At 65.1% G+C, this 25881-nt stretch carries 30 protein-coding genes and 3 pseudogenes; 23 read left to right on the top strand and 10 right to left on the bottom strand.

The genetic code is table 11. The features are described from left to right. From AC5Y5O_RS28740 to AC5Y5O_RS28730, 3 genes and pseudogenes are all read right to left on the bottom strand, one after another. Positions 1–263 (bottom strand): annotated as a pseudogene (locus tag AC5Y5O_RS28740) (hypothetical protein); the annotation flags it as partial. Between the two features lie 61 nt (positions 264–324). Beyond that, positions 325–771, bottom strand: a complete 447-nt coding sequence (locus AC5Y5O_RS28735; protein ID WP_005113611.1) for a hypothetical protein — start codon at positions 769–771, stop codon at positions 325–327. Positions 772–1293: 522 nt separating this feature from the next. Next, the gene (locus tag AC5Y5O_RS28730; protein WP_005113609.1) at positions 1294–2571 is read right to left on the bottom strand and encodes a hypothetical protein; all 1278 of its coding nucleotides are present in this window, start codon (positions 2569–2571) and stop codon (positions 1294–1296) included. A 70-nt stretch (positions 2572–2641) separates the two neighbouring features. Between AC5Y5O_RS28730 and AC5Y5O_RS28725 the strand changes: the two genes are divergently transcribed. From AC5Y5O_RS28725 to AC5Y5O_RS28715, 3 genes are all read left to right on the top strand, one after another. Beyond that, a complete protein-coding gene (locus AC5Y5O_RS28725; RefSeq protein ID WP_032703736.1) occupies positions 2642–2929 on the top strand; it encodes a hypothetical protein in 288 nt (95 codons plus the stop codon). Positions 2930–3238: 309 nt separating this feature from the next. Beyond that, positions 3239–3667, top strand: coding sequence for a three-helix bundle dimerization domain-containing protein (locus tag AC5Y5O_RS28720; RefSeq protein ID WP_005113605.1), 429 nt, complete (start codon positions 3239–3241; stop codon positions 3665–3667). Between the two features lie 80 nt (positions 3668–3747). After that, a complete protein-coding gene (locus AC5Y5O_RS28715) occupies positions 3748–4212 on the top strand; it encodes a Fic family protein (RefSeq protein WP_005113604.1) in 465 nt (154 codons plus the stop codon). A gap of 17 nt (positions 4213–4229) precedes the next feature. On the opposite strand, the gene tnpB is transcribed toward AC5Y5O_RS28715, so the two are convergent. Then, the gene (gene tnpB, locus AC5Y5O_RS28710) at positions 4230–5882 is read right to left on the bottom strand and encodes an IS607 family element RNA-guided endonuclease TnpB (RefSeq protein ID WP_005113603.1); all 1653 of its coding nucleotides are present in this window, start codon (positions 5880–5882) and stop codon (positions 4230–4232) included. Then, on the bottom strand, positions 5879–6463 hold the full coding sequence (locus tag AC5Y5O_RS28705) for an IS607 family transposase (RefSeq protein WP_005113602.1): 585 nt from the start codon (positions 6461–6463) through the stop codon (positions 5879–5881). Before AC5Y5O_RS28705 ends, tnpB begins: the two co-directional genes overlap by 4 nt. A gap of 60 nt (positions 6464–6523) precedes the next feature. Here AC5Y5O_RS28705 and AC5Y5O_RS28700 point away from each other — a divergent pair. Further along, positions 6524–7165, top strand: a pseudogene (locus tag AC5Y5O_RS28700) (Fic family protein); the annotation flags it as partial. A gap of 25 nt (positions 7166–7190) precedes the next feature. Here AC5Y5O_RS28700 and AC5Y5O_RS28695 read toward each other — a convergent pair. Both AC5Y5O_RS28695 and AC5Y5O_RS28690 read right to left on the bottom strand, forming a co-directional pair. After that, positions 7191–7643, bottom strand: a complete 453-nt coding sequence (locus AC5Y5O_RS28695) for a hypothetical protein (RefSeq protein WP_005113598.1) — start codon at positions 7641–7643, stop codon at positions 7191–7193. Positions 7644–7654: 11 nt separating this feature from the next. After that, on the bottom strand, positions 7655–8209 hold the full coding sequence (locus AC5Y5O_RS28690; RefSeq protein WP_005113597.1) for a MerR family transcriptional regulator: 555 nt from the start codon (positions 8207–8209) through the stop codon (positions 7655–7657). A gap of 128 nt (positions 8210–8337) precedes the next feature. Between AC5Y5O_RS28690 and AC5Y5O_RS28685 the strand changes: the two genes are divergently transcribed. The 14 genes and pseudogenes from AC5Y5O_RS28685 (at position 8338) to AC5Y5O_RS28620 (ending at position 16600) form a co-directional block, all read left to right on the top strand. After that, on the top strand, positions 8338–9447 hold the full coding sequence (locus AC5Y5O_RS28685) for a DUF6036 family nucleotidyltransferase (protein WP_005113596.1): 1110 nt from the start codon (positions 8338–8340) through the stop codon (positions 9445–9447). 136 nt (positions 9448–9583) lie between these two features. Then, on the top strand, positions 9584–10138 hold the full coding sequence (locus tag AC5Y5O_RS28680) for a hypothetical protein (protein WP_005113594.1): 555 nt from the start codon (positions 9584–9586) through the stop codon (positions 10136–10138). A 143-nt stretch (positions 10139–10281) separates the two neighbouring features. Beyond that, positions 10282–10587, top strand: coding sequence for a hypothetical protein (locus AC5Y5O_RS28675; RefSeq protein WP_225345681.1), 306 nt, complete (start codon positions 10282–10284; stop codon positions 10585–10587). Between the two features lie 8 nt (positions 10588–10595). Continuing rightward, positions 10596–10895, top strand: coding sequence for a type II toxin-antitoxin system PemK/MazF family toxin (locus tag AC5Y5O_RS28670; protein WP_005113592.1), 300 nt, complete (start codon positions 10596–10598; stop codon positions 10893–10895). A 93-nt stretch (positions 10896–10988) separates the two neighbouring features. After that, positions 10989–11801, top strand: a complete 813-nt coding sequence (locus AC5Y5O_RS28665) for a hypothetical protein (protein WP_232530488.1) — start codon at positions 10989–10991, stop codon at positions 11799–11801. Positions 11802–11830: 29 nt separating this feature from the next. Beyond that, positions 11831–11962, top strand: a pseudogene (locus AC5Y5O_RS28660) (antitoxin); the annotation flags it as partial. Between the two features lie 213 nt (positions 11963–12175). Beyond that, entirely contained in the window at positions 12176–12475 is a 300-nt protein-coding gene (locus tag AC5Y5O_RS28655) for a hypothetical protein (RefSeq protein WP_232530489.1), read from the top strand. A gap of 3 nt (positions 12476–12478) precedes the next feature. After that, positions 12479–12763 (top strand): hypothetical protein, encoded by a 285-nt coding sequence (locus tag AC5Y5O_RS28650; RefSeq protein ID WP_005113588.1) that lies wholly within the window; start codon positions 12479–12481, stop codon positions 12761–12763. Between the two features lie 443 nt (positions 12764–13206). Beyond that, the gene (locus AC5Y5O_RS28645) at positions 13207–13737 is read left to right on the top strand and encodes a hypothetical protein (protein WP_005114911.1); all 531 of its coding nucleotides are present in this window, start codon (positions 13207–13209) and stop codon (positions 13735–13737) included. Further along, entirely contained in the window at positions 13737–14240 is a 504-nt protein-coding gene (locus tag AC5Y5O_RS28640) for a hypothetical protein (RefSeq protein ID WP_232530490.1), read from the top strand. Before AC5Y5O_RS28645 ends, AC5Y5O_RS28640 begins: the two co-directional genes overlap by 1 nt. Continuing rightward, positions 14237–14587 (top strand): hypothetical protein, encoded by a 351-nt coding sequence (locus AC5Y5O_RS28635; protein WP_005113585.1) that lies wholly within the window; start codon positions 14237–14239, stop codon positions 14585–14587. The genes AC5Y5O_RS28640 and AC5Y5O_RS28635 overlap by 4 nt, the downstream gene beginning before the upstream one ends. A gap of 91 nt (positions 14588–14678) precedes the next feature. Beyond that, entirely contained in the window at positions 14679–15125 is a 447-nt protein-coding gene (locus AC5Y5O_RS28630) for a hypothetical protein (RefSeq protein WP_232530491.1), read from the top strand. Between the two features lie 69 nt (positions 15126–15194). Then, entirely contained in the window at positions 15195–15737 is a 543-nt protein-coding gene (locus AC5Y5O_RS28625) for a hypothetical protein (RefSeq protein WP_005113583.1), read from the top strand. Positions 15738–16180: 443 nt separating this feature from the next. Beyond that, on the top strand, positions 16181–16600 hold the full coding sequence (locus tag AC5Y5O_RS28620) for a histone-like nucleoid-structuring protein Lsr2 (protein WP_005113582.1): 420 nt from the start codon (positions 16181–16183) through the stop codon (positions 16598–16600). Between the two features lie 17 nt (positions 16601–16617). Here the strand turns inward: AC5Y5O_RS28620 and AC5Y5O_RS28615 are convergent, their stop codons facing one another. Continuing rightward, positions 16618–16905 carry a hypothetical protein gene (locus AC5Y5O_RS28615; RefSeq protein ID WP_032703737.1) on the bottom strand — a complete coding sequence of 96 codons (288 nt, stop codon included), beginning with the start codon at positions 16903–16905 and terminating at the stop codon, positions 16618–16620. An 880-nt stretch (positions 16906–17785) separates the two neighbouring features. Between AC5Y5O_RS28615 and AC5Y5O_RS28610 the strand changes: the two genes are divergently transcribed. From AC5Y5O_RS28610 to AC5Y5O_RS28600, 3 genes are all read left to right on the top strand, one after another. Beyond that, the gene (locus AC5Y5O_RS28610) at positions 17786–18265 is read left to right on the top strand and encodes a restriction endonuclease (RefSeq protein WP_416046323.1); all 480 of its coding nucleotides are present in this window, start codon (positions 17786–17788) and stop codon (positions 18263–18265) included. Positions 18266–18439: 174 nt separating this feature from the next. Next, positions 18440–18727: a hypothetical protein gene (locus AC5Y5O_RS28605; protein ID WP_005113578.1), complete on the top strand. Its 288-nt coding sequence runs from the start codon at positions 18440–18442 to the stop codon at positions 18725–18727. Between the two features lie 95 nt (positions 18728–18822). Beyond that, positions 18823–19539 (top strand): ESX-1 system-associated protein, encoded by a 717-nt coding sequence (locus AC5Y5O_RS28600; protein ID WP_500028378.1) that lies wholly within the window; start codon positions 18823–18825, stop codon positions 19537–19539. A 1047-nt stretch (positions 19540–20586) separates the two neighbouring features. On the opposite strand, the gene AC5Y5O_RS28595 is transcribed toward AC5Y5O_RS28600, so the two are convergent. After that, positions 20587–20883: a hypothetical protein gene (locus tag AC5Y5O_RS28595; protein WP_500028377.1), complete on the bottom strand. Its 297-nt coding sequence runs from the start codon at positions 20881–20883 to the stop codon at positions 20587–20589. A 76-nt stretch (positions 20884–20959) separates the two neighbouring features. On the opposite strand from AC5Y5O_RS28595, the gene AC5Y5O_RS28590 reads away from it, so the two are divergent. Beyond that, positions 20960–21940, top strand: coding sequence for an EspK C-terminal domain-containing protein (locus AC5Y5O_RS28590; RefSeq protein WP_500028376.1), 981 nt, complete (start codon positions 20960–20962; stop codon positions 21938–21940). A 371-nt stretch (positions 21941–22311) separates the two neighbouring features. Here AC5Y5O_RS28590 and AC5Y5O_RS28585 read toward each other — a convergent pair whose 3' ends face one another. After that, complete coding sequence (locus AC5Y5O_RS28585) at positions 22312–22677, bottom strand: hypothetical protein (protein WP_005113574.1); 366 nt, start codon at positions 22675–22677, stop codon at positions 22312–22314. A 151-nt stretch (positions 22678–22828) separates the two neighbouring features. Here AC5Y5O_RS28585 and AC5Y5O_RS28580 point away from each other — a divergent pair, with 151 nt between their 5' ends. Next, positions 22829–25840, top strand: a complete 3012-nt coding sequence (locus AC5Y5O_RS28580) for a Tn3 family transposase (RefSeq protein ID WP_017682184.1) — start codon at positions 22829–22831, stop codon at positions 25838–25840. Positions 25841–25881: the final 41 nt, after the last annotated feature.

Raw genomic sequence — 25881 nt, 5'->3', positions numbered from 1 at the left:
GCGCGCCGCCACACTTGCATACAACTAGCCTCAGGGCATTCATGAAGGTGTGCAAGGGAATCCAACGGTGCGCGAACTGTCACGTCGTAGTCCACGAGATGGACCTCGACAGGGCAAAACGTCACGCCCTCATAGGTGACGGGAAGCAGCAGCTCGACAGCGGTGGAGGACTGACCAGACCAGCGCGGAATACCAACTACGCCACCATCGGTCAGAAGATGGGTCAAGTGGCGCCCACCATCGAAAACACTCACCGCTGTCATGTGTCCAGTGTCCCAGACTGCAAATGCGCCATCAGGCAGGAAATCCCCGGGATCTGTGCGCTTATGACGGCGGCTGCAATAGAGCCGCCGAGCGCGCCGCCTCTTCGTCCCGGGAGTGCCGCCGCTGCTCACGGACATAGCGGGCGAACCGCCTGTCCAGTACCCAGTCGTCGCGGACGCCCAGTTCCACGTCGACCAGCCAACGCACTTGCTCATCGGTGAGATCCGCCAGACCGCCGCTGGCGTTGCGGCCGGACAGCACAACATTGCCGAGCAGCAACGGCACTTGTTGCGCGGTGTAATTCGTTGTGGACAGCAGGAGTTTGACCGCATTGCGGTTCACCAGCCGGATGGTTCTGTGAGCGCTGAACCAGAACACGATGCGCCCGTCAGCACTGGTGAGGGTTTCCAGTCGGTGCTCGCGGACGAGGTCCGCGACATCGGCGATTCCACGGAGCTGCTTAAGGTAGAGACTCCCGTTGTGGCTGGCATGCAGCGTCTGCACCATGGCCTCGATCCTAAGCGGTCCGGCGCCAGGGAAGCCCGCTGATCAGCCGCGGATCGACTGCGGAGATCGTGTAGGTGTGGAGGTGAAACATTTCGCGTTCAAACTACCCGCGCCCTGTCGCCAAATAGGCGCATACGCGCAGGCCATTAGCGCCATCGGTCACAGATGAGAACGTCATGAAAATCGGCCATGCCATACGACCGCCTGGATATATCCAGTTCTCTGCGCTTTGGCTCGCATCTTCCGTCGTCGCACGCGGCAGTCTGGACTGCGTCGATGTTCCTGCAGCTCTTCGGACGTACGTCATTGCCGCTCCTTCTGTCGGCTCGCGGCTTGCGCCGATTCGGCATCGGTGACCGCCAGAGGTCGGTCGCAGAGCGAGCAGATCCAGATGCTCCACTCATCGTCGAAGTACCGAAAATCCGAACACGTTCCATCGCAGAGCAGGTCGTCTGCCTCTGCGCTCACTGTGCTCTCCAAATCTCTGATGAGCGTTGCGTTGTACCGGACTTGATACCCATATCAGCCTGAAGCCAGCGACGGTGCTGCGGCGGGACTGATCGCGAGTTTCGACGGCCGCGTGATCACGGTCTGGTCGACCCCGTGATAGTTCTCGTGCGCCTTGACGGTGGCCGCGCCCATCGTGAACGTGTCGCCGACCTCGATGTCGAGCGCCTTGCTGGCATTCCACACCACGGTGTGCCCGTCATCGGTGATGGCGACCAGGAATGTCTTCATGCCGTAGTCGCCTTCGGAGTACACGACCGTCTTGGCGGTCGCCGAGATGTCCCGGACCCGCTCGCCGACCTCACCGATGAAGCCGGCCACGACAGGGTGGGCCTTGCGTTCGGCTTCGAGCTGCTGCTGGCGGGCGTAGACCTTGACCAGAGACGCCAGGATGCCCACGTTGCGGCCGGACACATGCTCACCGGCCAGGACGACCCGCAGGTTGCGGCCGTAATCGCTATCTGCTGCGGTCTCGGTGACGGCGGCCTTGATCGCGGCGATCAAACCCGTGTCGGCGAGGTAGGTGGCCGCCTCGGCACCCTTGGCGATGAAGTAGTCGCGGTCGGCTTCCTTGAGACGGTTGATATCGGAGAACAGGCTGGTGCGGACCTGCGAGACCGTCGCGACACCGAAGCCCGAGGAGGGGACGTAGGCGCGACCCTTGTCCGAGTGGGCGAACGCGTACGCCAGCACTAGGTCGACCGAAGCGCCGTATGAGCGCGGCCCGAATCCGCCGTCGGGATCGTCACGCGTGAAGCCCGCCAGCTCCTCGTCGAACGCCAACGCCCACAACCCCTTCGGGGTGATACCGGTGTAGAACTCGATGCAGGAGTGACCCAACTGGACGATAGAGCCGTCCCGCTCATCACGCACCAGGTACAGCCGTGTACGGGACCGGGCGACGTTGCAGTGATCGCACTCGTTGGTCCCTTTAGGCGCGTAACCGCCCAGCTCCTGGCCGGGAGCGGAGTGGACGGTGATCCCGGCTTCCTCGGCGACCAAGCTGGCGACAAACGTGAAATGGCCGTGCCGCAGCGTCAGCGGACCGGTCAACGTGGCGCGCACCCAGAGCTCGTAGACATACACCGGGTCATGGCCGCTCACCACGAAGCGATCGACAGCCGAGACGTTCTTCTTGACTTCGAATTCCTCGTAGGAGACCTCGAAACGGGCATCCAGACCGGCCCGGGCGAGCTTCTTGTTGGCCTGGGCGATCTTGGCCTGAAAGGCGTCCAGCTTGTAGGCCGGGATCTCCCACTCGTGGGTCTCGACTACCTGGGGGCTGGCGATCATGACCCTCAGTATGCCAAACGCACTTGGCATATGCCAAGTCGACTTGGCCAAATAGATTATGCTTACTGACGTGGATGACCTAGACCGCGCCCTCACACGCCTGCAACGGGCCCGCACGGCCGAAGCCGAAGCCCTCGAAGCCCTACACGACGTCATACGCCAACGCCTCGACGCAGGCCCCCGCGGCACCCAAGCCGAACTCGTCCGACGCACCGGCTACACCCGCGAACGACTACGCCAAATCCGCAACGACGCAACCAGCACCCCACAGCACCAACCCGCCGACAGAAACGAACACCCCAGCCCGCACAGCGGCAACCGGGCGAAAACCACACGCAGGCAAGAAGACTCGAAATGACGAAGCGATTCGACGTCGGCGACCTCGTCCAGATCAAGTCGGAGTACGAGCAACATCACAACCCAAGCCTTTTTCCGGATCCGTGAGATCACGGGCGCGGGCAGGCCCGGATCGGACAGCTCAGCAGCCAAACGACGGCTTCATCGGCACCGACACGTGGATCGACCTCGATGACCCCGAGCTGATCAGACCGCACCCGGAGATTCTGCAGCGATATGCCCGACGCTATAACTAAACCGCCACTAAGGCGCCGTGGTCCGCAACATGCATGTCGCCGACACGTAACCGCCGGCCCGTACTCTCGCCGCTATGCCCGCAGCAGAATCGACCGACCTGGCCGAAAAGATCTTCCGCGAACTGCTCAGCGCGGCCATCGCCCGGGGCCGCCGACCCCACCACACCGCGGCACTTGGCCCCACGACATGGCTCGCCATCGACGCGCTCGCCCACGAGCATCCCGAAGCCACCCCGGACCACATCGTCGCCGCACACGACGCCTTCAACCGCGAGCACCGCGACACCCCCTGCGCCGAATACAGCGAAGATCAGCACACCGCGCGGGCCGCGGAATACGCGGCCATCGACAACCTCGTAGCCCAGCTGCGAATCACCTATCCCACGGTCGCCCCGGAGGCGATCGCAACAATCGTCCGTCGCATCCATTCCGACTTCGACACCCACAACCGCGACTTCATTCCCCTGCTCGTCGAGCAGGCCGTCCACGAACACCTCGCCTGAAACACACACCCCTGAGACCCGGCCGCGGGTGGCACGGCCGGCACGGCAGCCGCGCTGACCGCACCCTGTCCTCCGTTGATGTGACCATCCCGCCCGTCATCGCCGGCCTTGATTACAACCCGACCGGTCCGACAACTCGCGTGCACGAGGACGCGATTGTCGCGGTGGCGCGGCTTGAGGCCGGGTTCGGCGAGCACCTGGCCCCGTTGGCTGATTTTCTACTGCGCAGTGAGTCGGTCGCGTCATCGAAGATCGAGCATGTCGATGCTGGTTGGCGGGCGTTTGCCAAGGCGGTCGCGGGTGGGCGGGCCAGCGACGAGGTGCAGTCACAGTTGGCGGCGACACGGGCCCTGGCGGCGATGGTCGAGGCGGCAGGAGCGGGTCCGATCACGCTCGGGGGCGTTCTGGAGGCGCATCGGTTGCTGATGTCGCCGGACTACTACGCGGCTGCAGAGGGTGGTGCGCTGCGGACGGTGCAGAACTGGATCGGCGGCAGCGATTACACGCCCCCTTGGATGCGCTGTACGTGGCTCCGTTGCCGTTGAGTGTGTTTGAGTTGCACTCACGCGGCGTCCCCTTGCGGGGTTTGGGTTTTGGCCTCTCCGCGTCCGGCCCCGCGTGGGCGGGGTCTTACGGATGCTCCGCGGGCACCGGCTGATCCGGTGTCCGCGCCATGGCCTGTACCAACCGATTTGGTTGGCCCGGGTACCGATGGGGCCGTGGTCCCGACTGGACCACAACTGGCGTAATCCGGCCAGTCACGGAGATTGAGCGCGGCGTTGCGATCGCGGTCAACGACTTCGCCGGTGTGCGGGCACACCAGCAGTTTGTCGATGTGCCCTTTACCGATCAGCCGACACGGGATGCCGTCCGGTGTGGTGCAGCCGTGATGGATCTGGCTGGACGGGAACCAACGATCGGCAACTGTGAGCACCGCGCCGTGACGGGCGGTCTTGTAGGCCAACATTGGCCTGACCAAACCCATCGCCGCATCGGAGACGGAGCGCCGGTAGGCGCGCCGACCCATACTGCGTTTCATGGCGGCCACGTCGAGGTCTTCGATCACGATGTGGCCATAGCTGCCCGCCAGCTCGGTGGTGAGTTGATGGGCGGCTTCCCGCCGTAGGTGCACGCACCGCCGGTCCATCCGGGTCAGCTTGGCTTTCGCTGCCCGGTGGCCGCGCGATCCGGGGATGCGGCGGGAAAGTTCGCGTCCGGCCCGCCGCCGCGCAGCAAGCGTGGCTTTCAGCGGGGCCGGATTCTGGTACTCGACAAGGGTTTCGACGCCGGTGGCGGTGTCGATGGTTGCGACGGTGGCCAATGTGCGCACCCCGAGATCGATGCCAGCGATCACGCTCGGCTGGGCCACCGTGGGCTCAGTGGCCGGCGGGCGCAGCGCGTAGCTGATCGAGACGAACAACCGGCCCCAGCGCTGCGACAGCGTCATGTTCAGAATGCGGGCGCGCCCGGTGGCCACGTGGCGCTGCACCCGGCGGGTGTTCTCCTTGGATCGCAGTGCGCCGATCACGGGCACGGTGATGGTGCGCCGATCGGCCTCCACACGCATCGTTCCGGTGGTGAAGCGCACCCTGCCGGCGTCGCGGCGCGCGGACTTGAACCGCGGAAACCCCATTCGGCGACCCCGCCGTGTGCCGTTGCGGCTGGCTGACCAGCTATCCAGCGCCCGCGCAAGATCGGCCAGTCCCGACGAGTACGCCTCCTTGGAATTCTCGGCCCACCACGGCGCCACCTCATCCTTGGCGCGGTTCCACGCCCACCGCAGCGAGCCCAGATCCCAGCCAACCGACTCATGGCCCGAATCAACGGCTTTGGCGTCCAGGTCGGCTTTCACTTTGGCCAGGCCCCAATTGAATGCTTTGCGTCGTGCGCCGAAATGTGAGCGCACCAACCCCGCCCGCTGCGGCTCGGCGGGCCATTCGACCTCGAACTTCGCTGCCGTCACCGTCCACCCGGAAGGCAACGGTGCACCGGGCGACCCCGTCTGGGCGTAGCTATCGACGTCGCCGTCGTACAGGTCGAACAGCACCGACACCGATTCCACCGCCGCCCGGTGCGCCTCGAAATCGGCACCCACATCAACATACCGCGACAACGTCTGTGCGCCATCAGATTTTGGCTTACCAGCTAGATGCGCTGCGCCAGTGGCAGCGGCCACCTTCGCGGCCTGCGCCCGGGTGCGCATCTGCACGATCATGCTGCCTCGCCCGGTCCATGTTTGGTGGCCGTCACCGCGCGCATCGCCCGGTTTCGCGCCCCGCGCCGCCCGTACAGCCGGGCGCACATCGACGTCAGGACTTCGATCATGTCGCGCACCAGATCATCGGTTGTCTCGCCGGGCTCGGCCACCACGATCCGGCGGCCCTGAGCGGCAAGAGCCGCCTCCAGATGCTCCACCCCGAAGCGGGCCAACCGGTCACGATGCTCCACGACAATGACTTTCGCATCCGAGTCCGACAAGATGCGGCGCAACTTGGGGCGTTTGCCATTCAGACCCGATCCGACCTCGGTAACGACCTGCCCCACCGTCAGACCCTGCGCGGTCGCCCACGCCGTCAACCGGGCCACCTGGCGATCCAAATCGGCGCGCTGATCATGCGCCGACACCCGGGCATAGATCACCACGCCCCCCGCCGCGCCCTCGCCGGCCGGGGTCGTACGCACCAGAATCAATCGGCCCACCCGCTCAGCGGGCACCGGCAGCGTTCCTTCCCGAAACCAGCGATAAGCCGTATGCCGGTTCACCCCAACCGATTCGGCCCAAGCCGCCAGATTCACAACCCCAATTCAAACACACTTACGCACACTTAACTACACTCACCACGCAACAGCTCCCAACCCCCGCCCGAGCTGGTCTCCGACCTGATGACGGATCTGTTGGCGTTCGCCAGCCGCACAGACCTGCCCATCGTGGCCCAGGCGGCGATCGCGCACGCGCAGTTTCTGTCGATTCGCCCGTTCACCGACGGCAATGGGCGCATCGGTCGAGCGTTGATCAGCGCGACGCTGCGCCGACGTGGGCTTACCCGGCGAGTCACGGTTCCGCTGGCGTCGGTGATGCTCGCCGACACCAGCCGCTACTTCGATGAATTGACGGCATACCGCCGCGGCGATGCAGATAGCTTTGTGCGCTACGTGTCGGAGGCGGCAGTGATCGCGAGTTCGGCGGCCGAGCGGTCCGCGGCGCGCTTGAGCGCACTGCCCGACCGCTGGCGCTCTGCGGCCCGACCACGGGCGAATTCAGCGGACGAGAAGCTTGTGGATCGGCTGCTTGCAACGCCAATCCTGAACGCCGCGACCGCTTTTGAGATCACTGGGACCAGTGAGCCGAGTACGAACAAGGCGTTGGATCGGCTCACGGAGGCCGGCGTGCTTGACGTGGTGTCTGCGTCGCGGCGCAATCGGATCTGGGCGGCTCGGGATGTGCTGTTGGAGTTAGAAGCACTTAGCGCCGCGATCGGCCGGCGTGTCCGTGGATGAAGTCGTCGGGCCACATCGTGACGGCTTACGCCGGACGGTGGAGTGTGTTGTTGCGTCGACGTCGTTCGGCTCGCTGCTGACGTAGCAACAGGACGCGTTGTTCGAGCCAGTTCGGCGCCGGCCCGTCTGACAACGCGCCGATTTGTTCGTCGGTGAGGCCTCGTGGTTTTCCATCGACCGCGGCGCCGGCGATGAGTACCGGGCCCCACAGCAACGGTACGGTGCGCGGCAGAAAGGAGCTGGCGGCGAGCAGGTTCAGCGTCGCCATCCTGTTGACGGTCGCCCATGTTCCGGCTGCGCTGAACCAGAAGACGATTCCGGATCGGACGCTCACCGCTTCGGCGTGATCGCCGAGGAGTTCGGCCAGCAGGTTCGGAGTGATTTCGACAAGCGACATCTGCTCGTGTGTGTCGACCGCGATGCCGACGTCGACGCCGTTGGCGACAAGCAGGTTATCGCTTTCGCTGAGGTAGCCCACGAGTTCTCCCTTTAGGCGACTTGGTTGCGTCGTTTGGCGAGTTCGTCGGCGACGGCGCCGGGTTGGTGCTCGCCGGTGGCTGTTTCCGACGGGAATTGGCGGATGTCTTCGCGAAGGCTCGGCAGGGCGGCCCCGACGGCGATGCCGAAGACGCCCTGGCCGCCGGCGAGCAGGTCGACGACTTCGCTGGCGGTGGTGCACTCGTAGATGCCGACACCGTCGGAGACGAGGGTGAGTCCGGTGAGGTCCGTGACACCGCGGTCGCGTAGCGCTGCGACGGCGGTGCGAATGTTGGCCAGAGATATGCCGGCATCGAGGAGTCGCTTCACGATCCGGAGCACGAGCAGGTCACGGAAACTGTAGAGGCGCACGGTTCCGGATCCGGATGCGGTGGCGATGGATGGTTGGACCAATTCGGTGCGTGCCCAGTAGTCGAGTTGTCGGTAGGTGATGCCCACAACGGCGCATGCTGCCGGTCCACGCCAGCCCCGGGTGTCGTCGGCGACTGCGGATACGGTGTCGAACGCTTCTGCGTCCAGGTCTTCGAAGCTGAGCTGTTCCGTCATGGTGGCCCTCCCGGGTTTCCATGGTAGGTCGGGCCGGGTCGGCGGGTGCCTGTGACGCGCTGGTTCCGCAAGAGGGCCGAACGCACCTCGCCACCAACCTGCGCGCGTAATGCGCGTATGTTGGTGGTGTGGAGTTGTGGACCGTCGACCAGGCTGCCCAGCACTGGGGCGTCACTCCCGCGCGTGCCCGTTCGATCCTGTCCAGCCGCCACATCCGCCGCACGTCTGGCTACCCCGTCGCCGAGATACGTTCCGTCCGCCGCCGCCAGGGCGCCCGAACCGACCTGACCCCGCCAACGCCCGCCACGGCGGCCGCGAGCCTGTCGACCATCGCGCAGGCGATCGCCGAACACCCCGATGACGACCCCACTCGGCTGCGGCTGTTCTTCGAGTTCACCCGTGGCGCCGATGAGGGCGGTGCCACAGCTCTCTCGCTCGTCGCCGAAGAACCACCCCTGACCGGCGACCTGCGCTATGACGCCCTCCTGGCTGCGATCGCCGAGCACATCACGTCCCGCTACGGTCTGCCCGCCCCACTGTGGACAGCCACCACGGACCGCTTCCTGTACCGCGCCTGGTGGATCAGCACACTGCCCTCAGCCCGCATTCAGGCGATGCTGTGGACCCCTGGCTCCTTCCGCCGCCGCGGCGTCTTCCTCGACCGCCGCGACCTCACCCACGACGGAGCCCTCATGCCAGAACCACTCTTCGACGCCACCGAAGTCCTCCGCGCGCTCACCTCACTCGCTAAGAAGCTTGAGCGCCGCAACATCGTCGGACAGGTGCACGTATTCGGCGGCGCGGCAATGCTGTTGGCCTATAACCCGCACCGAGCTGTCACCCGCGACATTGATGCCCTCTTCGAACCCGACGGGCCCATGGTCGACGCCATCCGCGAGGTGGCCGCCGAGAACGGGTGGCCGTCGACCTGGATGAACAACCAGGCCGCCAGCTACGTCGCGCGCAACCGTGGCGAAGGCCCTCGCGTGTTCGATCACCCTTACCTGCAAGTCGCTGCCACCCCGGCCGATCACCTGTTGGCTATGAAAGTCCTGGCCGCGCGTGCTGTCCGCGATGCCGACGACATCCGGATCCTTATCCGCGACCTCGGCATCACCACCGCAGGCGAAATCTGGGTCATCGTCGACCGTTTCTTCCCCGACGTGCCGATCAAACAGCATGCCCGCGACCTCGTCGATGACATCCTCCATGAACAGATCGGCAGAAACGGCGCATGACATTGCTCGCCAACGACGGTTATCAGCTGGGCCGCGGCGCAGGACTGCGCTTCGCGCCCCGGAGAGGGCATCCGTTGCTGCTTCGACGCCACGGCGCCGTGGCCGCCACCCAGCTCCAAGGACGGCGGTAACCGCCGTGGGTTTCGTGGAGAAGGTGTCGCGCGCACTGGTCGAGAACATCACCGCTCGCGGCCAGTGGGATGAACCGGCGCAGCTGTACTGGCTCGAACTCACCGCCGGCAAGGTCGCGATGCACCTGTTCCCGATCGATCAGAGTGTCTTCGACACCGGGCATCGCCCGACTGATGTGCTGGCCGGATTGGCCCGAGAGGTCGCCGCCCAGCAGGACGCACTGCGGCGGGCTGTTCCGCCAGGATTGTTCGGGTTGGCGTTCTTCTGCGAGGCGTGGGCGGTGACTGTGCCCGCACGCGCTGACGAGTGGGACGATGCAGCCAGGGCCGCTGCTGCCGGCGCCGTCCCTCAGCACCCGGACCGCGTGGAGCAGCGCATGATCTACGCCGTCGAACGCGGTGGCCGCCGATTCTTGGTCTGTCAAAACCGGGGCGAACCGGTCGAAACCAGCGTCGAGCACCCACACGAACCAGCCGGCCCGAGGAATTTTGGACCGGCCACCGACGCACTCGATGCGTTCTTGTCGGCAATGCTCGGTGTCGACCTACGCCGCCGGTAGCCGAGAGGCCGGGCCGCCGCTGCTGGCCGCGTGATGGAAGCCGAATAACCTTAAGTAACGCGACTGGCGGCTGACGCTTCGGCCTTTCAGGCCTCACAATGTACGCCGGATAGTGCGCCAGAAACCGGTGTAAAGTATGCGCCATGAGTAAGCGAGTGAGTCTCATCCTCAAAGACGCCGACGAGGCCGCAATCGCGCCCTACCTCAGCGAAGGCTCAGCATCGTTCGAGGTGCTTCGCCAATGGGCCAACAAACACGGCGAGAAGGACATCAAATCCGAGGCAGCCGCTCTCCGCGCACTGCTTCAGGCCGGTGCCGAAGCGCTCCGCGAACAAGTCCTCGACACCGGATACGCCCAACTCGCCGAAGAGTTCAACAACGAACCTGCCCACACTGAGCGACGCGCGGCGCGTGACCGATACGCCCGCCGGACAGAGGCCAACCTGTGAATCGCGGGATGCGCAGCCAGGCATACCGGGTCGACCTCGGACACGGCCCAAAACCCTGGGTGATCCTCAGCAACAACTCACGGAACAGAAACCTCGACACCGTTCTCGCAGCTCGAATCACCACAACAAGCAAGAACGCACACATACCGACAGTCGTGCCGCTGACACCCGCTGACCCCCTCGCCGGGTTCGTCCTCGTCGACGACATCATCCAGCTCTACCACGACGAACTCACCGCACCACTCGGCGCCCTATCACCACAAACCATGAAGGAGATCAGCGAGGCGCTGAGGATCGCACTGCCCTGAGGGATTTGATCCGAAACCGGAACCGCGTCCACGCGCGTAGTCCTATTTCCGGCGCGACGGCCAGTTGTCACCTCCGCCAACTACATTCACGACATGCGCGCACTGATCCGAAGAATCCGCCGCCGCCCGCCCCATCGGACCAAGGGAAGGCTCGCCGACGTCCACATGTGGACGATCCGGGACGGGTGGACATCACGGGCCCAGGCCTTCCGCGACGAGACCGGCCGAACGTTCGCGGTGATCACCCGCCGCGCCGGTGACACCGGGCCCGGGCACATCAACGGCGCCGAGATGTTCCGCTCCGACGCCTGGGCACAGTTCTTCCCCAACGAGCCAGCGCCACCAATCCTGATCGCCAACGTCCTCGATCCACTCTTCAAATTCAAGGACTCCCCGCAGATCGTGACGCTCGACTTCGACGTCGACGGGATATTCGACTGCCACCATGCCACCGACCCCGCCGACATCGAGACCCTGAACCGGCTCGGTGCCAAATGGGACGAAGGCGCCGGATTCGTGCCCTACACACCACCGCCACCCAAGTACGCCCACGTCTGGCGCCGGTTCCCGGTGAAAGACCTCCCGCCACGCCGCCTCTTCCGTGACATGACGCCGTACATGACCGCGGACTGGGCCGAAGCTGTGGAGGTAGCCATCCAAGCCATCCAAGACGGCGGCCAGATCGCCGACGACGTACCACCGAGCGTGGCCGCGGCCGCGAGAACGCTCCTGTACGAGTCCATCGAGCTCGGCCGCGAACCAGGCAACGTGTGGTACATCAACGGACAGCACCGCACCGAGGCGATGCTGCGCCAAGGCGTCAAAGAAACGGTCCTCCAAGAGACGAGGCTCATCGCAGAGCCACCGCTGCCCGGCGAAATCGGCCAGGCAGGAGTGTCCACATGAACGCAAGCGACGCCGCCGACGGTCAATCAATAGAGCGACGGCTGCGCGACGAGCATCTGCGGATCGCGCTTGAAACCTACACCGCACACACTGTGCCAACGCTCGATATCGACGCCTACGCAGCGAAGGTTTTTGAGGCCAATAAGGCCGCTGGACTATGACCACCCTGAGCATCGTTTCCTGGCGGCGATTCCTGGGTACGTGTTGGTGCCGATCGGGTGCACGGCGGCCGGGGGCGATACCGACCCCCACACGGGTCCGGCCCCTGGGCCGGCGACATCTGCGATGAACCGATAAGATTCGAAGCCGCCTAGCAGCCAAGGGAACCCGAACTCCTCTTGAACTCACTGCGGCCGCGGCCAAACATCGAGACCATGAAACGTTTCCTCGCCGCGATTCGGCGTCGCAGCACCCATCCCGATGCGCATTCGCCGCAGCCCACAGCTGGGGCACTCACCCCGAACGCGGCGGCCGCGGTACGCCAGGCTCTCGTCGACGCTGAGGTGCGCGACGACCTCGGCAAGCGGGTAACGGTCGGCCCGATATCACGGGGTGCGGCTGACGTGCTCTGGCGCGAGCCGCACGCCAGGAGCGCCGGCGCCGGCCACTCGTTCCCGGCCGCCATCCCTGTGGATCCGGCATCATCACCGACACCCCCGCGCCGCCGAGCGTGAGTCATGACTCCGATTGAGCTCCTCACCAACGCCTACACCCGGGTCTTCCCGTTCACGACAGCCACCATCGGCGCGTTCTTCTTCACCGGTATCGCCATGGTGATCACTGTCCGGATCCTCTGCCCAGTGCCACTCACCACCAGGCTGCGGACAACGACGGTAGCGGTCGTGTTGACCACCGCGTGCGCCCTCGTCGTCATCGGTGGCATCGGGGTGGCGCTGCGAATGCCCACCGGACCCGACATCTGCATGTGCAGCCGCGGAGTCAACTCCACCTGGTACCGCTGAACATGCTCCGCCAGCGCCACCCGACAGCTCTCTACGCACCAACAAGCAGCGGGTGCTGCCGCGAAGTCATCACCTGAGACCAGACCCCCGACGGCGCGCCTCCGAAGCGATGGAGGACCGCGGCGGGCTGACCCCAACTGCCGGCGAGTGCGTACGAAGAGGGGACTCACGCCGCTGGTGAAAGGTGAAGTCCGTACGAATCGAAAACCGGCCGCGCGTTGCACGGTCCTCTTGAAACCGCCCCGACCGCTGCCAAGCATTAACCCCATGAAGTGTTTCCTCGCCGCGATTCGACGCCTCCACGCTGCCGATTCGCTGCACCGCACCACCACGGCTCCGCGGCCGCCTGACCTCCAACCACTTCTACCCGTGCACGGCGCGCCACCAAAGGCGGTGGCTACCCGTGACATTCATCCGCCCACCACCAAGGAAGGACCGCAACGATGATCATGACACCGCACCTCATTTCCGAGTTCCTAGCCCCATGGGCACTGGCAGTGCTGTCCTACCCGATCCTGCTTTGGTCCGCGCGCTGCCTTGTTGTCAGCGGTCCCCGCGTCGCGGCGTCGGTGTTGACTCGGCGGCCGCCGTACGGCAAAGGCCACCACCGACCCTTCAAAAGCAGAGACGTGGAGTCATTGGCGAGCCTGGCGGTGGCGAGCTACGCGCTGGCGCTGCTGATCGACGGCCTCGTGCCGGGGCCGCAGTGGTGGACACACCCGCTGACGTCGGGATGGGAAATCAGTTTCGGGTTCGCGATGGTTGCCGTCGCTGTCGCTGAACCGCTGCTAGCTGTGATGGCGGCGCTGCTGACAGCGATGATCGGACTGGCGCTTGTGTCGTGGCTATCCGAGCCCGTCGACGACGAGCCGGAATCGCCAACCCGCATGCAGACGGTGCGGCGCGCATCAGCGCAGGCCTGGAACACCACGTTCCGCCGCGGTCGTCTCGCGCGTGAAGCAGGGCATGCCTGATGCGGTCGCGGATTGCGCAGCTGCTGTGGCGGTGGCGGGCTGGGCGTTCTCTTCGCGGTCCTGGCGATCGCCGGTCTGACACCCACCCCGCTGCCCAATCGCCGCTGCCCACCGCCATGGCCGTCCTCAACCCGAACGCGGCGGCCGCGGTACGCCAGGCCCTCACCGACACCGAGGCGCGAGACAACCTCCGCAACCGAGGAGCCGTCGGCCCGATTTCACGCAGTGCGGCCGACCTGCTGTGGGCCGAGCCACAGCCCCGGGACGCCGACACCCGCGACCCGCTTCCACCCGTCATTCCTGTTGACCTCGCATCGGCGAGGCCCGGCGACATCGCAGTATTCGCCGACCACACCGCAATCGTCGCCGGCAACGGTCGACTGATCGGCCCCGCCGGCCAGCAGCATCCAACAGGACCAGGATTCCAAGGCATATTCCGCCCCGCGCAGACCGTCAACAAAGACGCAAATACCAACGAACTCAAAGGAGTTGGCGAAGTATGACCGAGATTGACCAAGAGGATCAAGTTCTTGCCGACACGATTCCGGCTGAGCTGCTGACGATGACCGGCGCTGACATCCAATGGCTTTTCGCAAGTGGCTACGGCGAGGGACCAATCGCCATCTATAACCGCCGCGCCACGGAGATGAGCGTCGCGTACGAAGCGGAAAACGGCGACGTGTACATCCAAGCCGTCAAGACCCGAGACGAGGACGGCACCCCTTTACCAGACGTCACGGCCGTTTCAGACGACGACCAAACCAAGTACCTGGTCTGGATACCTACGTGCCGCGGTCTGGAATTCGCCCGAGAAACGCTCCCAGGCCGCGCCAAGCGCGAAGCGTCATAAAGAGATGATCGGTCGAAATTACTGGGCCACCGGCATCACCCTCCGATTCGCAACAAGTGTTGTGAATGGTGTCGATGGATGGTCTGCTGCGGTGGAGTTCTACGACGACGGGTTCGGCGGCCCTGACTTCACCCTGAATGCTGGGAGAGTGTCGACCGAGGGCGAGTTACGAACCCGCTACTTCGTGTCCGACGGCGATGAGCGGGTTGGCGCCGTGGCAGCGGCCGAGGCTGTCAAGCACGATGCAACCAGAATGGGCATCAAGTTCGTGGTGGATCCAATTGCGGGTTCCCCGTTGCTCTATCTGCACCGGGACAACTGGGCGAACCCAGATACTGAGTGCGGTTCTGACGAGGTCGAGGCGACTCTAGGCGCGGTTGCGCTGGCGATCGGCTGGATCGGAGCCCGTGACTGGCTGCTGGTGCCGACGGGCGTCACCGTGTCGAACACTCACGCGATCGGAGATCCCGACGTCGCGCCGACCCTCCGTATCAACCCAAGTGCCGCCGCCCTGTTTAACCAAAGCGCGATCCAATGATCCGGACTAACGCACTTCCGCACACGACACCGCGGCGCCGGCGGCGAGCCGCGTTAGGTACGCACCGTCATGGGTAGGCCATCCGCCCGGACGATCGCGATCCGCGACCAGATACTCGCCGCACTACGCACCGAGTGGCCGCTGCCGATATCGACGCGCCGCGCCTGCGAGCTGCTCGGCGCACACCGATACAGTGAGACCGGTTACCGAATCTACGCGCAGTTGTGCGCCCTTGACCGATTAGGCCTCGTCGAGCGCATCCGCCGCGACGCCAGCTGCCGCGACGTTTTCTGGCGCTTTCTCGGTGACCCCACGGACGCTGATTTGAACGCGATCGTTGACGCCATCGACCCGCCTCAGCCCGCACCCGCGGTGCCCACGGACAGTACTGACCGACTTGACGCTGACACCGAGATGATGTTGTCGACGTTGGACAGCTACATCAGCTCGCTCGACGCGGCAGAAAAGCGCTTCGTCAACGCCGCCGCATCTGGCGATCAAGACAAAGAGGCCGATGCGGCCGACGACCTGGCTGCCCTGGTGCGGCAATTCGTCGACTTCTGCAACAACTGGCCCGCACCGGCGCCAATGAACAACGATCGTCCGAAATAACACGAGAGCACCGCGGAGACATGCCTCCGATGCCAGTGCGCTTCGCGTTGGATTGGCGGGTGTCCCAAAGATGCCGACCGTGAGCACTGAGCGACGCACGATCTTCGGGCGTACCGGTTCGCCCTCGACCTCACTCCGCCCCAGGAAGAGGTGCCCGGACAACAGCTGAAAGACCGCTAGGTGGCGATTCGCCGCGTGGTGAGGATCGTGGCACAAGGGGCTGCTGTTCAGCGGGTTCGGGTTCGCCTGCGTCGGGCCGGGCGGTATCGGAGGAGCCTCTAGAACGGCCATGCAGCCGGGGTTTCATCCCGGCTGCATGGTCTGGGCCTACACGGCCGCCGAAGATTTCAACCGCCGACTGCGGTACTGATTCGCGCCAATGCAGCAAACCCACAGGCTGTTAGGCTCCACAACGACAGTCAATTCACCGAATTGGAGGCTGCGTGGGCAAGATCGTGACAATAGAGTACGTCGATGACATCGACGGAGTCCCCATTGACGCGGAAAACGTTGACACGGTTAACGTTTCATACCGCGGCCAGGAGTACTCCCTTGTCCTAACCGACAAAAACGCCGCCCAGTTCGACAAGGACATGGCGCGATACATCAACGCAGCCAAGAAAGCCCAAGCGCGCGATGCCAGGGCAGCGCGCAGAAAAGCCCGCCCTGCGCCCCGACAGTCGGCGAAACCGAAACCAAAGCCTAAAGCGGCGACGCGGCGCAAGACCACGCCACGTAAAATCGCTGCGGCGGCATCAGATTCCAGGGCGATTCGTGAATGGGCTCTGGCCAACGGTCATAAGATCTCCCGTCGCGGCAGAATCCCCACCCCAATCATCGACGCCTACAACGCAGCGAACTGAACCTCACTCACTGGTCGTCACGAAGCGGCGTCGGCGCCGGCAACTTTCTCCGTGAGCGCTTCGAGTGCTTCGGGCTGTCTGGGGACAACGGTACGCAACTGGTGGGCCTGCCAGCGGATGTACATGGCGATGTCTGACACCGGCGAGCGCCAACCGGGCGAGATGGATAAACGTGTCTCCGTCGAGCATTTCACCGGATGCAGGATCTGGTGATGCCCCGTTCGACAGTTCGCAGCGCGACGCGCCGCCGGTGCATCGACGTGGGTGAGCGTGCGGTCTGCACGGCTGCCGTGGCCGACACGCACCCGCTCCCACCCGTCATTCCCGTTGACCTCGCATCGGCGAGGGTCTCACCCTCGCACAAGTAGAGGCGTGCCGTAATCACGCTGGCAACGGTCAACAGATCGGGCGCGAAGGGCTGAACGCCACCAGACAGGAGCCTTCCAGCCTGTATGAGGAATACCCGGACTCCGCCCTGGAACGTTGGTTGTCCGAGATAGCCCGTAGAGGTCGGCCAGCGCACTTACCATTTACGGCGTGGCTTACCTCGCGAACGCGCACTGCGAACGGTGCCGGACACCGGTACGCAAGAAGCGATACTGCGCCACCTGTCGACAGGCCATCGCCCATCTGGGGCCACAGTACAGATATGCCGCGGCGAACATACTCGCCAGCTCAGGGCCCCTCAGCCAAGACTGGGCAAACCTTGAACAGTGGCGCAACGCCGTCAGTCTGCCGCTTGACAACCTGATCGCCGACCTTGCCGGCGACTGGTTGAACAGGTGCGCTTCCACCGCTTTGCTCGACGGCAACGTGACCGCAGAAGCCCTGGTGCTGTTCCAACGCGCTGCCGCCGCCCTGGGATGGCCACAATCCGCTGTAGCTCTCAATCAACAGCTCCAACGAGAGCACCAGCTAACCATGGCCCGAGCAGGACACCTACCCACCGTCGACGAGCAGAACTCGCTCATGCTGCCCCGAGGTGAACGCTGCCACGTATGGGTGCAAGCGACCCGTTGGCGCGAACTCAAATCAGGCCCCCAGGCCACAAAAGGGTCGCTGATTATCACCGACAAACGCATCCAATTTCGGACCCTCCAAGGGGCAGGAGAAGTCGGCCTCAGCAAAGTTCTCGGCGTGCACTACAAGCCGCCATGGGTCATATTCGAATCGACCAACCGCACAATGAGCGGCAACTTCCGCTTCGCCGACCCGCAGTGGGTGGCAACAGTCGCTCTCGCGGTGATCCAAATCGAGCGCAAGATCCTGCACCCCGGGGGCCCCGCTGCAGCGAACCGTTCAGATGAGATCAATCTGATGACTGGCGAAGAATTTGAGGACTACGTCGCAGAGTTGCTCCGCCACGTCGGATGGCACGTAACCCACACGGCTCGAACCGGGGACTTCGGAGTCGATCTCATCGCCGTCTCCGGACACATACGGAAAGCTGTCCAATGCAAGCGGCTTTCCCAACCAGTCGGCGTATCCGCGGTCCAGGAAGTAGTAGCCGGGGCGATCCACCATGGCTGCACCAGCAGCATGGTCGTGACCAACACGACCTTCACCCGCGCGGCACGAGACCTCGCGTACACGCACAACTGCGAACTGGTTGGCAGCGACCAGCTGCTGCGGGCATCTCTGGAGGCCGACCGCCAAATCTCCTGACGATCGAACATGGTTGTTCAACGAGGCAAGTCTGGCCGGGGCCCAAGGGGGGCGTCCACGTACGAGATCGCCCCAGCGGACCACTCAGAGCCCTGACCTGCACGAACCCTGTCTCTGTCGGATTCGCGACAGAACGCTTAGACTGGTTACCTGGACAAATAGGGGAGGCAGACGATGGCGATCCGCGGTGACACGACAGCCGGCGCGCAGGCAGCGCACTCGGCGAGTATGCACCTGTCCACCGACACGCCCGAGATCCCCACGGGAAGCGACACTAAAAGCACCGCGATCTCGACCGCCTTGCAGGCCATCGTCGACACCGGCAAGACCGAGACTACGACGTACAACACCAGCGTCGATCAGCTCCGCCAGGGCCTCGCTACCGCAGCTGACCGAATCACCGCCGCCGACCAGCAAGGCGCCGCCACCGTCAACCAAAGCGGGGAGACACGATACGTATGACCACATACGCACCACAAACCGCGCCCGGCCGCTGGATCAGCGCGGCTGAACTGGCGCGCGAGTCGGGCCTCCGCGAAGACCTGATCCAGCGGTTCATGCCGGGCGACACCACCGGCCCTGCACCTATGTATAGCGCCGGCGCCGTCCCGCTCGCCAAATACGTGAAGCGTCTCACCGACATGGGCACGCCCGCGTCGGCGATCGACGCTGCCGTCCGCGAGCTCCACAACAACTCGGGCGCGATGATGCAGATCAGCCTGGCCGCACCTGAAGCTCCCAGTCGCCGTGGCCGGCTCCTCGCCGTCTCGGGCGCCGCCGCTGCCGCCGCCCTCATCGTGGGTGGAGTGATCGGCGGGCTCATCGGGTCTGGCACTCGCGACACCGCCGCGCCGACCGCGCCAGCGCCGGTGACCGTGACCGCAGAAGCGCCGCCGATCGACGTGAGTGTGCCCACGTCGGCGGATCCCGTCTGCGCCGAATGGTCTCCACTGGCAGATGGTTATCGCGCGAAGCGCGCGGCCTGGGTTGCCATCGATCCGAATATCTCCGCTGCTCAATGGACTCCCGACCAACGAGCGGCGAATATGGCGGTGATTCCGACGCTCCGCGCGGAAGCTGATGACCTGCGTCGACTCGCGGACAAGGCGCAAAACGATCTGCTGGCCACCTTGATGCGCAGCCAGGCGCAGTACGAGGACGCGTACGCGAATCGGCTGCCGAATTACCAGCCGAACGATCAGCGGCTCTGGCAGGCGGTGACTGATTTCGGTAATTCAGTGAACAGCGTGTGCACCGTCACGGGACCGCGCTAAGCGAGTCCGCATGATTGAGAAGCCGCCGAGTCCGCATGGGCTGATCGGTGACCATTGGCCTGAGATCGATGAGCTGGGCATAGCGAAGGTGGCGACAGCGCTCGCGAAGGCTGGCACCGGTGCGGGGACCGCAGAGCAGAAGTCGTACCAAGACGGAACTACGTACCAGACGTTGCTGCCAGAAGGCTTCGAAACGCAGGTCGATGCGGCGTTCAAGGTCGGCGGCATGGCCGCCGATCTATCTGGTTGGTTCGCCAAGTGCGCCACGGAAACCGGCGTGGTGGCGGAGGGTGTCGCGCTAGGGAAGCTCTTGATCGCGGTGACCACCATGGTCGCTGAAGCGGTGATCGCCTCGAAAGAGGCCGAGATAGTAATCCTCAGCCTGTTCCCGTCCGAGGCGAGCACACAGCGTATTCAGCAGCTACGCGCTGAGATCAAACAGATCACCGACGATGCCAAACAAGCGATTCAGGAGCTCTACGACGGTATTTACACACCGACGGCTCCAGCATCACCCGGCTTACAGCCGCTGATTCACAACGACCAACCATTCCCACAGTTTCAGTACGGAACGATTGTCCCCGCTGGTTCAGGTACCGGCTCTGAAACCGGCAAAGGTGATACCTCCGCGCTAGACAATCCGATCCCTGGCACAAAAGGCGATGTGAGCCAGGGCATGACCGACTCGAAAGGCGATGTCCGTCCTGCTGGCGACGGAACCGGTGCTACCGGGAAGGGTGATACAGGAAAGCCCGCCGAGCTTTCAAACTCGACGAAAGGCGATGTGCGACCGGCAGGTCTAGTTGAGAACTCGCAACCGAATGTGGCGGCAACCCCGGGTTCGGCCAGCGCTCCGGCCCCGACAGTGCCAAGTACCTCTGCATCGAGTAGTGCGACGTCGGGTTTGTCGTCGGTGGGTAGCTCAATGCCGAAGATGCCCTCGACGCCGAGCGCGCCCTCCGGCGGTGGTCTTGGTGGCGGTAGTGGGTTGTCCGGGCTCGGCTCGGGTGGTGGTGCTTCTGCGTCGCCCGCTTCTCTGAATCCGACTCAGCAGTTCTTGAATGGTGCGGCGCAAGGGTTTTCGCAGTCGCCGGTTGCGACGGGTGCGTCGGCGGCGACTGCTGCTGCGCAGCCGTTCAGGCCGCCTGCGGGTTCGACGATGCAGACGTCGCCTGCGCCTTTGGCGCCGACGGCGCCGGCCGCGGCGACTCCTTCGGCGCCGGCTGGTCCCCAGCAGGTGGTGTCGTCGTCGCCGAGCGCGCCGGTTTCAGCGGGTGCACCGCCCATATCGGCGGGTGCGGGGGGTGTGCCGTTGGCGCCTCCGCCGACGGCGGGTGTGCCCAACGCTGCGCCGCCTCCGTCGCCGGTTGCTCCTCCTCCGGCGGCGGCAGCACCGCCGCCAGGTGGCGGTGGTGGGCCGGTGTCCGGTCCGCCGCCGGGGATCATGAATCTCGGTGGAAAGAACGCCGCGCTGAAGGCTATGCAGATGGGGGCTCATACGGTGGGAGAGGGGCTTCGGTCGACTCCGGAGTTCAGTGCGGCGATGTCGTTGGTGTCTGCGCTCAACGATCCGGAGCGGCCGGCTGGCAGCCTCATCTTGGGTGGGTGGTCGTGCGCGGTGTTTGGGGCCGGTGCGTCGATGCGGTTCGTCGTCGCCGAGCGGCACGGTTTGTCGTGGATTCCTGCCGGCGTGTATCTGCCGGCAGGGGTGACGGTGGCGCACTTGGATGAGCGGGTGCCGGCCGACGTGCGGCACTCCTGGCGTGGTCTCGATCCGTCGGCGCTTGTGCTTGCCGAGTACGCGAAAGCTATTGGGGAGCAACCCCGTATCGTTGTGGCGCGCGCCTATCATCCTGGTATGCCGGGCTGGTTTGGGCGTGATGTCGTATTGGCTGCCGATGAGGCGAGTCGGGTGATCATTCCGAATCCGCTGCATGAGCCTGGTGGCCGGCACCGGTTGGAGTTGGCGGCGCCGGAGCATTGGCGTTGGGTGATGTCTCTGCCGGATGCGGTGTTGGCCGAGGAGGTCCAGGCGGTCGCCCAGTGGCTGGTCGGTGAGCATGACCAGATGTTCGCGCAGTGGCCGGATGCGGCCGCTGATGCGAAGCTGCGGGCCTTGGCGTTGTCTCAGATTGGCCGGGAGGGCGGCGCTGGTGATGTGAAGCAGTTGCTGGCTGCGAAGATGGGTGAGTTGGCCACGCGGTTGATCGGAGCTCCGAATTATGGGACGCCGCAGTGGGGTGTCCACACCGCTATGGAGATGGCTCTGCGTGGGTGGGAGGCGCTGCTGCTCAGCTTGGGGAGTCCGTCACGGACGGTGATGGCTGATATCCAGTATGCGGTGTTGATGGCGACGCAGCCGATCCTGCCGCCACCGATTGTGGTTGCGGCCGGCGCGTAGCGGGGCCCGCTAGCAGGCGGCCCCTTCACGCCTGGCTCGATGCTGCATTGCCCCAACTGTCAGTGGGTGTAGTCGATCTAGGATCGTCGACACCGGCAAGGCCGAAACCACGACGTACAGCGTCGATCAGCTCCGCCAGGGCCTCGCCCGCATGGTCGGCCGCGAAACCGTGGGCCGCGGCGCCCGCGGGAAGCGGTTCCGCCGCAATATGGATGCCGACCGCGGGGTTCCGCACTACCTGCCGACGTACTGGGCGGAACCTTGGGGAATGTCTCGGTTGTCTTGGTGCTCAGTCCTTTTGGGGGATTGTTGTGGGTGGCGATCCACTGCCCGACGATTTTCGCGGAGAAGTTTCGCGGAGTCGCCGAACACTATCCAGCCGCCCGGGGCCACACCCTCTGCAGGAGGTCGGCGTAGGTGCCCGGAACGGCTCCATCCAAGGAAAATCCGTACTGCGTGATGATCTTGTCGAACTGTTCGATGAGCGCGTCCGTGTTGACGTGGGGGTCGGCGTCCCGATATCTGTCGATCGCGGCGTCGCGGTATTCGCGGAAGGTCTGGCGGCGGCCAGTCGCGAGGGCCCAGCGCGTGACTTCGCGCCATGAGTACACCTTTCCCATGGTGAGATCCGCGAGTTGGTCAGGGAAGTCGGGCTCTGCCTGTAATTGGGTCACGCGCTGACGGCTGATGTTGAGGAATTTCGCAATCTCTGCGCTTCCCATGAGGTTGTCGGTCAAGAGGGGGTCCCGGTAGTAATGGCGCAAAAAACAACGAGGTTCGCGTAGCGCCTGGTCGGCGGTGATTTCTCGGTTCGGGCTGCGGGCCGGGGTGGTTGGTGCTTGGCTTGGCTGCCGATGAGGTTGGTCGGCGTTTTGGAGGCTGGGGTTCGTGGCGACGCGGGTATTCGCGGACGAGGAGTTGCAGCGCCTGCGGGAGTTCCCGGAGATCAGTCGTGAGGAGTTGTTCCGGTACTTCACGCTGACCCCGGCGGATCTGGCGTTCGTTGCTCCGCAGGGCAGGGGCCCTGCGGTCCGTCTGGGCCTGGCGGTGGCGTTGTGCACCTTGCCGTGGCTGGGGTTCGTGCCGGACAAGGTGTCGTCGGCGCCGCCGGTGGCGGTGGCCCGGTTGGCGGATCAGCTGAATGTCGATGCGGTGCAGCTTCGTTCGTATGGCAAGCGGGCGCAGACGCGGACCGAGCATGTGCGGCTGGTGGCCCAGTATCTGGGGTGGCGGCCTGCCGGGTCGATGGAGTTGAAGGAGCTGGATGAGTTCCTTCTGGCGCGGGCGATGGAGCACGATTCGCCGACGCTGTTGTTCCGGCTGGCGTGTGAGTACCTGATCTCGGCGCGGGTGATCCGGCCGGGCCCGGACACGGTGGTCCGCCGGGTCGCGCATGCTCGCACGCAGGCGCAGCGGGAGACCTATGACCGGTTGGCGCGCGAGTTCACGCCGCAGCGGTGTAAGGAACTGGATGCGTTGCTGGTCGCCGACCCGTCTATCGGGATGTCGCGGTTGCGGTGGTTGTCGACCGGCCCGGTGGAGGCGTCGGCGACCGCGGTGAAGGCCGAGGTCGAGAAGCTGGTGTTCCTGCGCAACCTGGGCGCGGATGAGCTGGATATGTCGGTGCTGCCGGCGGAGCGGCGGCGGTTCCTGGCGACTGTGGGCCGACGCTTGACGGGCCAAGCCTTGGAACGCCGGGATCCGCAACGCCGCTACCCGATCCTGCTCACGGTGTTGGCTCAGTCGGCCACCGATGTGCTCGACGAGGTGGTGCAGCTGTTCGATCAGGCGATCTCGGCCAGGTTGAGCAAAGCCGAACGCCGGATGCGCGACGAGCTCGCCGAGCGCGGTAAGGCCGGAGAGGATCGGCAGGGGTTGCTCGACGACTTGCTGGCCATCATCACCGACACGCAGATCCCTGACGAGGAGATCGGCGGCCTGATCCGGGGCGATCGGATCGGATGGGAGCGGTTGCGGGCCGCGGTCGCGCAGGCCAAACCTCGGCTGCCGCGCGATCACGGGCACCTGGCCGCTCTGGACAGCTCGTACTCCTATCTGCGGCAGTTCACCCCGCAGGTGCTGTCGACAGTCCGGTTCGCCGGCGGCACCGCGGCGATCGAGCTGCTGATCGGGGTGCACATGCTGCGGGAGCTGAATGCGACCGGTACCCGCAAGGTGCCCGACGACGCGCCGACGGGGTTCGTGCCGACGAAGTGGCGCGGCTACCTCGACGAGGCCCGCAAAGCCGGCAACACCACCGCCTATCGGCACTACTGGGAGCTGTGCGTGCTGCTGGGGCTGCGGGACGGGTTGCGCAGCGGCGACGTGTTCGTGCCGGGGTCGCGCCGCTACGCCGACCCGGCCGCTTACCTGCTGACCCCGCAGGCGTGGGAGCCGCAGCGTGACGAGTTCTGCCGCCTGGTCGGCAAGTCCGCTGATCCGGCCCGCGCCCTGGCGACCGCCACCGACGAGCTGCACGACGCTATGAGCGAGTTGGAGAAGGTGCTCGCCGACGGCGACGGCCCGGTCCGTCTCGATGAGGCCGGTGACCTGGTGGTCTCGCCGCTGTCGGCAGAAGACGTTCCGGCCGAAGCGGTGGCGTTGAAGCAGGAGTTGACGGAGATGCTGCCGTTCGCGCCGATCGTGTCGCTGTTGATCGAGCTGGACAAACGCACCGGCTACCTGGACTGCTTCACCCACGCCGGCGGTAAGCAGTCCCGCACCCCGGAGTTGAAGCGCAACCTCATCGCGGTGCTGCTGGCCTACTCCACCAACCTGGGTCTCACCCGTATGGCGGAGGCCTCCGGCATCTCCTACGACATCCTGGCCTGGACTTCGGAGTGGTATGTGCGGGAGGAGACGCTGCGGGCGGCGAACCTGACGATCATCGACTACCACCAACGCCTGCCGCTGACCCCGATCTTCGGGGCCGGCACCCTGTCCTCCAGTGATGGGCAGCGGTTCCCGACCCGTGGCAAATCGGTCACTGCCAGAGCGTTGAGCCGCTATTTCGCGAACGAAGGACTGAGCACGTATACCCATGTCACCGATCAGCACGCCACCTACGGCACGAAGGTCATCGTCGCGACGAGACGTGAAGCTCACTACGTGCTGGACGAAATCCTCGGCAATGCAACGGATCTGCCGATCACCGAGCATGCGACCGACACGCACGGCGTCACCCTGGTGAACTTCGGGCTGTTCGACCTGCTCGGGTTGCAGCTCTCGCCCCGCATCCGGGACCTGGGCCGGATCACCCTGTACCGGGCGGCGCCGCGAGCCCAGGTCGAGTCCGCGTTCCCGCACGCGGGCCCGCTTTTGACCCGGCGGTGCAATCTCGATCTGATCGCCGAGCACTACGACGACCTGCTCCGGCTGGCCGGGTCGCTGAAGTTCGGGCACGCCACCGCGTCGCTGCTGGTCGGCAAGCTGTCGGCGTCGGGCCGGCAGAACGCCCTCGCGGCGGCGCTCAAGGAGTACGGGGCGCTGCGGCGCACGATCTACGCCGCCCGGTATCTGTCCGACCCGGGCTATCGACGCAAGATCTCCCGCCAGCTCAACAAGGGCGAATCCCTGCACGCGCTCCGCCGCGACCTGCTCTACGCGCATGAAGGAACCGTGCGCGCGAGGCACCTGGAGGGACAGACCGAACAGGCATGGTGCCTCACGTTGGCGACCAACGCCGTCATCGCCTGGACCACGGAGTATTACGGTCTGGCGACCGAACAGATGCGGCGGGCCGGGCGGCGCATCGATGACGAGGTGCTGGCGCACATTTCTCCGGCGCACAGCGAGAACATCAACTTCTTCGGCGCCATCGAGGTCGACATCGACGCCGAACTGGCCCAGCTCGGCCCCACCGGGTACCGGCCGCTGCGGGTCCGCGACACCCTCTTCTGACCGCCGGCTACCACCTTCCGGGAGAGGGTGCTGGGGCGTAG

The sequence above is a fragment of the Mycobacterium sp. NGS40 genome (assembly GCF_059812735.1).
The sequence above is the reverse complement of the archived record's forward strand: the minus strand, read 5'-3'. Positions and strand labels throughout refer to the sequence as shown.

What these genes read in the sequence shown, in the direction of transcription:
- AC5Y5O_RS28735 (WP_005113611.1), bottom strand. Translation starts at nt 771, where the DNA reads ATGGTGCAGACGCTGCATGCCAGCCACAACGGGAGTCTCTACCTTAAG.
- AC5Y5O_RS28730 (WP_005113609.1), bottom strand. Translation starts at nt 2,571, where the DNA reads ATGATCGCCAGCCCCCAGGTAGTCGAGACCCACGAGTGGGAGATCCCG.
- AC5Y5O_RS28720 (WP_005113605.1), top strand. Translation starts at nt 3,239, where the DNA reads ATGCCCGCAGCAGAATCGACCGACCTGGCCGAAAAGATCTTCCGCGAA.
- tnpB (WP_005113603.1), bottom strand. Translation starts at nt 5,882, where the DNA reads ATGATCGTGCAGATGCGCACCCGGGCGCAGGCCGCGAAGGTGGCCGCT.
- AC5Y5O_RS28690 (WP_005113597.1), bottom strand. Translation starts at nt 8,209, where the DNA reads ATGACGGAACAGCTCAGCTTCGAAGACCTGGACGCAGAAGCGTTCGAC.
- AC5Y5O_RS28675 (WP_225345681.1), top strand. Translation starts at nt 10,282, where the DNA reads ATGAGTAAGCGAGTGAGTCTCATCCTCAAAGACGCCGACGAGGCCGCA.
- AC5Y5O_RS28670 (WP_005113592.1), top strand. Translation starts at nt 10,596, where the DNA reads ATGCGCAGCCAGGCATACCGGGTCGACCTCGGACACGGCCCAAAACCC.
- AC5Y5O_RS28665 (WP_232530488.1), top strand. Translation starts at nt 10,989, where the DNA reads ATGCGCGCACTGATCCGAAGAATCCGCCGCCGCCCGCCCCATCGGACC.
- AC5Y5O_RS28655 (WP_232530489.1), top strand. Translation starts at nt 12,176, where the DNA reads ATGAAACGTTTCCTCGCCGCGATTCGGCGTCGCAGCACCCATCCCGAT.
- AC5Y5O_RS28650 (WP_005113588.1), top strand. Translation starts at nt 12,479, where the DNA reads ATGACTCCGATTGAGCTCCTCACCAACGCCTACACCCGGGTCTTCCCG.
- AC5Y5O_RS28645 (WP_005114911.1), top strand. Translation starts at nt 13,207, where the DNA reads ATGATCATGACACCGCACCTCATTTCCGAGTTCCTAGCCCCATGGGCA.
- AC5Y5O_RS28640 (WP_232530490.1), top strand. Translation starts at nt 13,737, where the DNA reads ATGCGGTCGCGGATTGCGCAGCTGCTGTGGCGGTGGCGGGCTGGGCGT.
- AC5Y5O_RS28635 (WP_005113585.1), top strand. Translation starts at nt 14,237, where the DNA reads ATGACCGAGATTGACCAAGAGGATCAAGTTCTTGCCGACACGATTCCG.
- AC5Y5O_RS28625 (WP_005113583.1), top strand. Translation starts at nt 15,195, where the DNA reads ATGGGTAGGCCATCCGCCCGGACGATCGCGATCCGCGACCAGATACTC.
- AC5Y5O_RS28610 (WP_416046323.1), top strand. Translation starts at nt 17,786, where the DNA reads ATGAGCGGCAACTTCCGCTTCGCCGACCCGCAGTGGGTGGCAACAGTC.
- AC5Y5O_RS28605 (WP_005113578.1), top strand. Translation starts at nt 18,440, where the DNA reads ATGGCGATCCGCGGTGACACGACAGCCGGCGCGCAGGCAGCGCACTCG.
- AC5Y5O_RS28600 (WP_500028378.1), top strand. Translation starts at nt 18,823, where the DNA reads ATGCCGGGCGACACCACCGGCCCTGCACCTATGTATAGCGCCGGCGCC.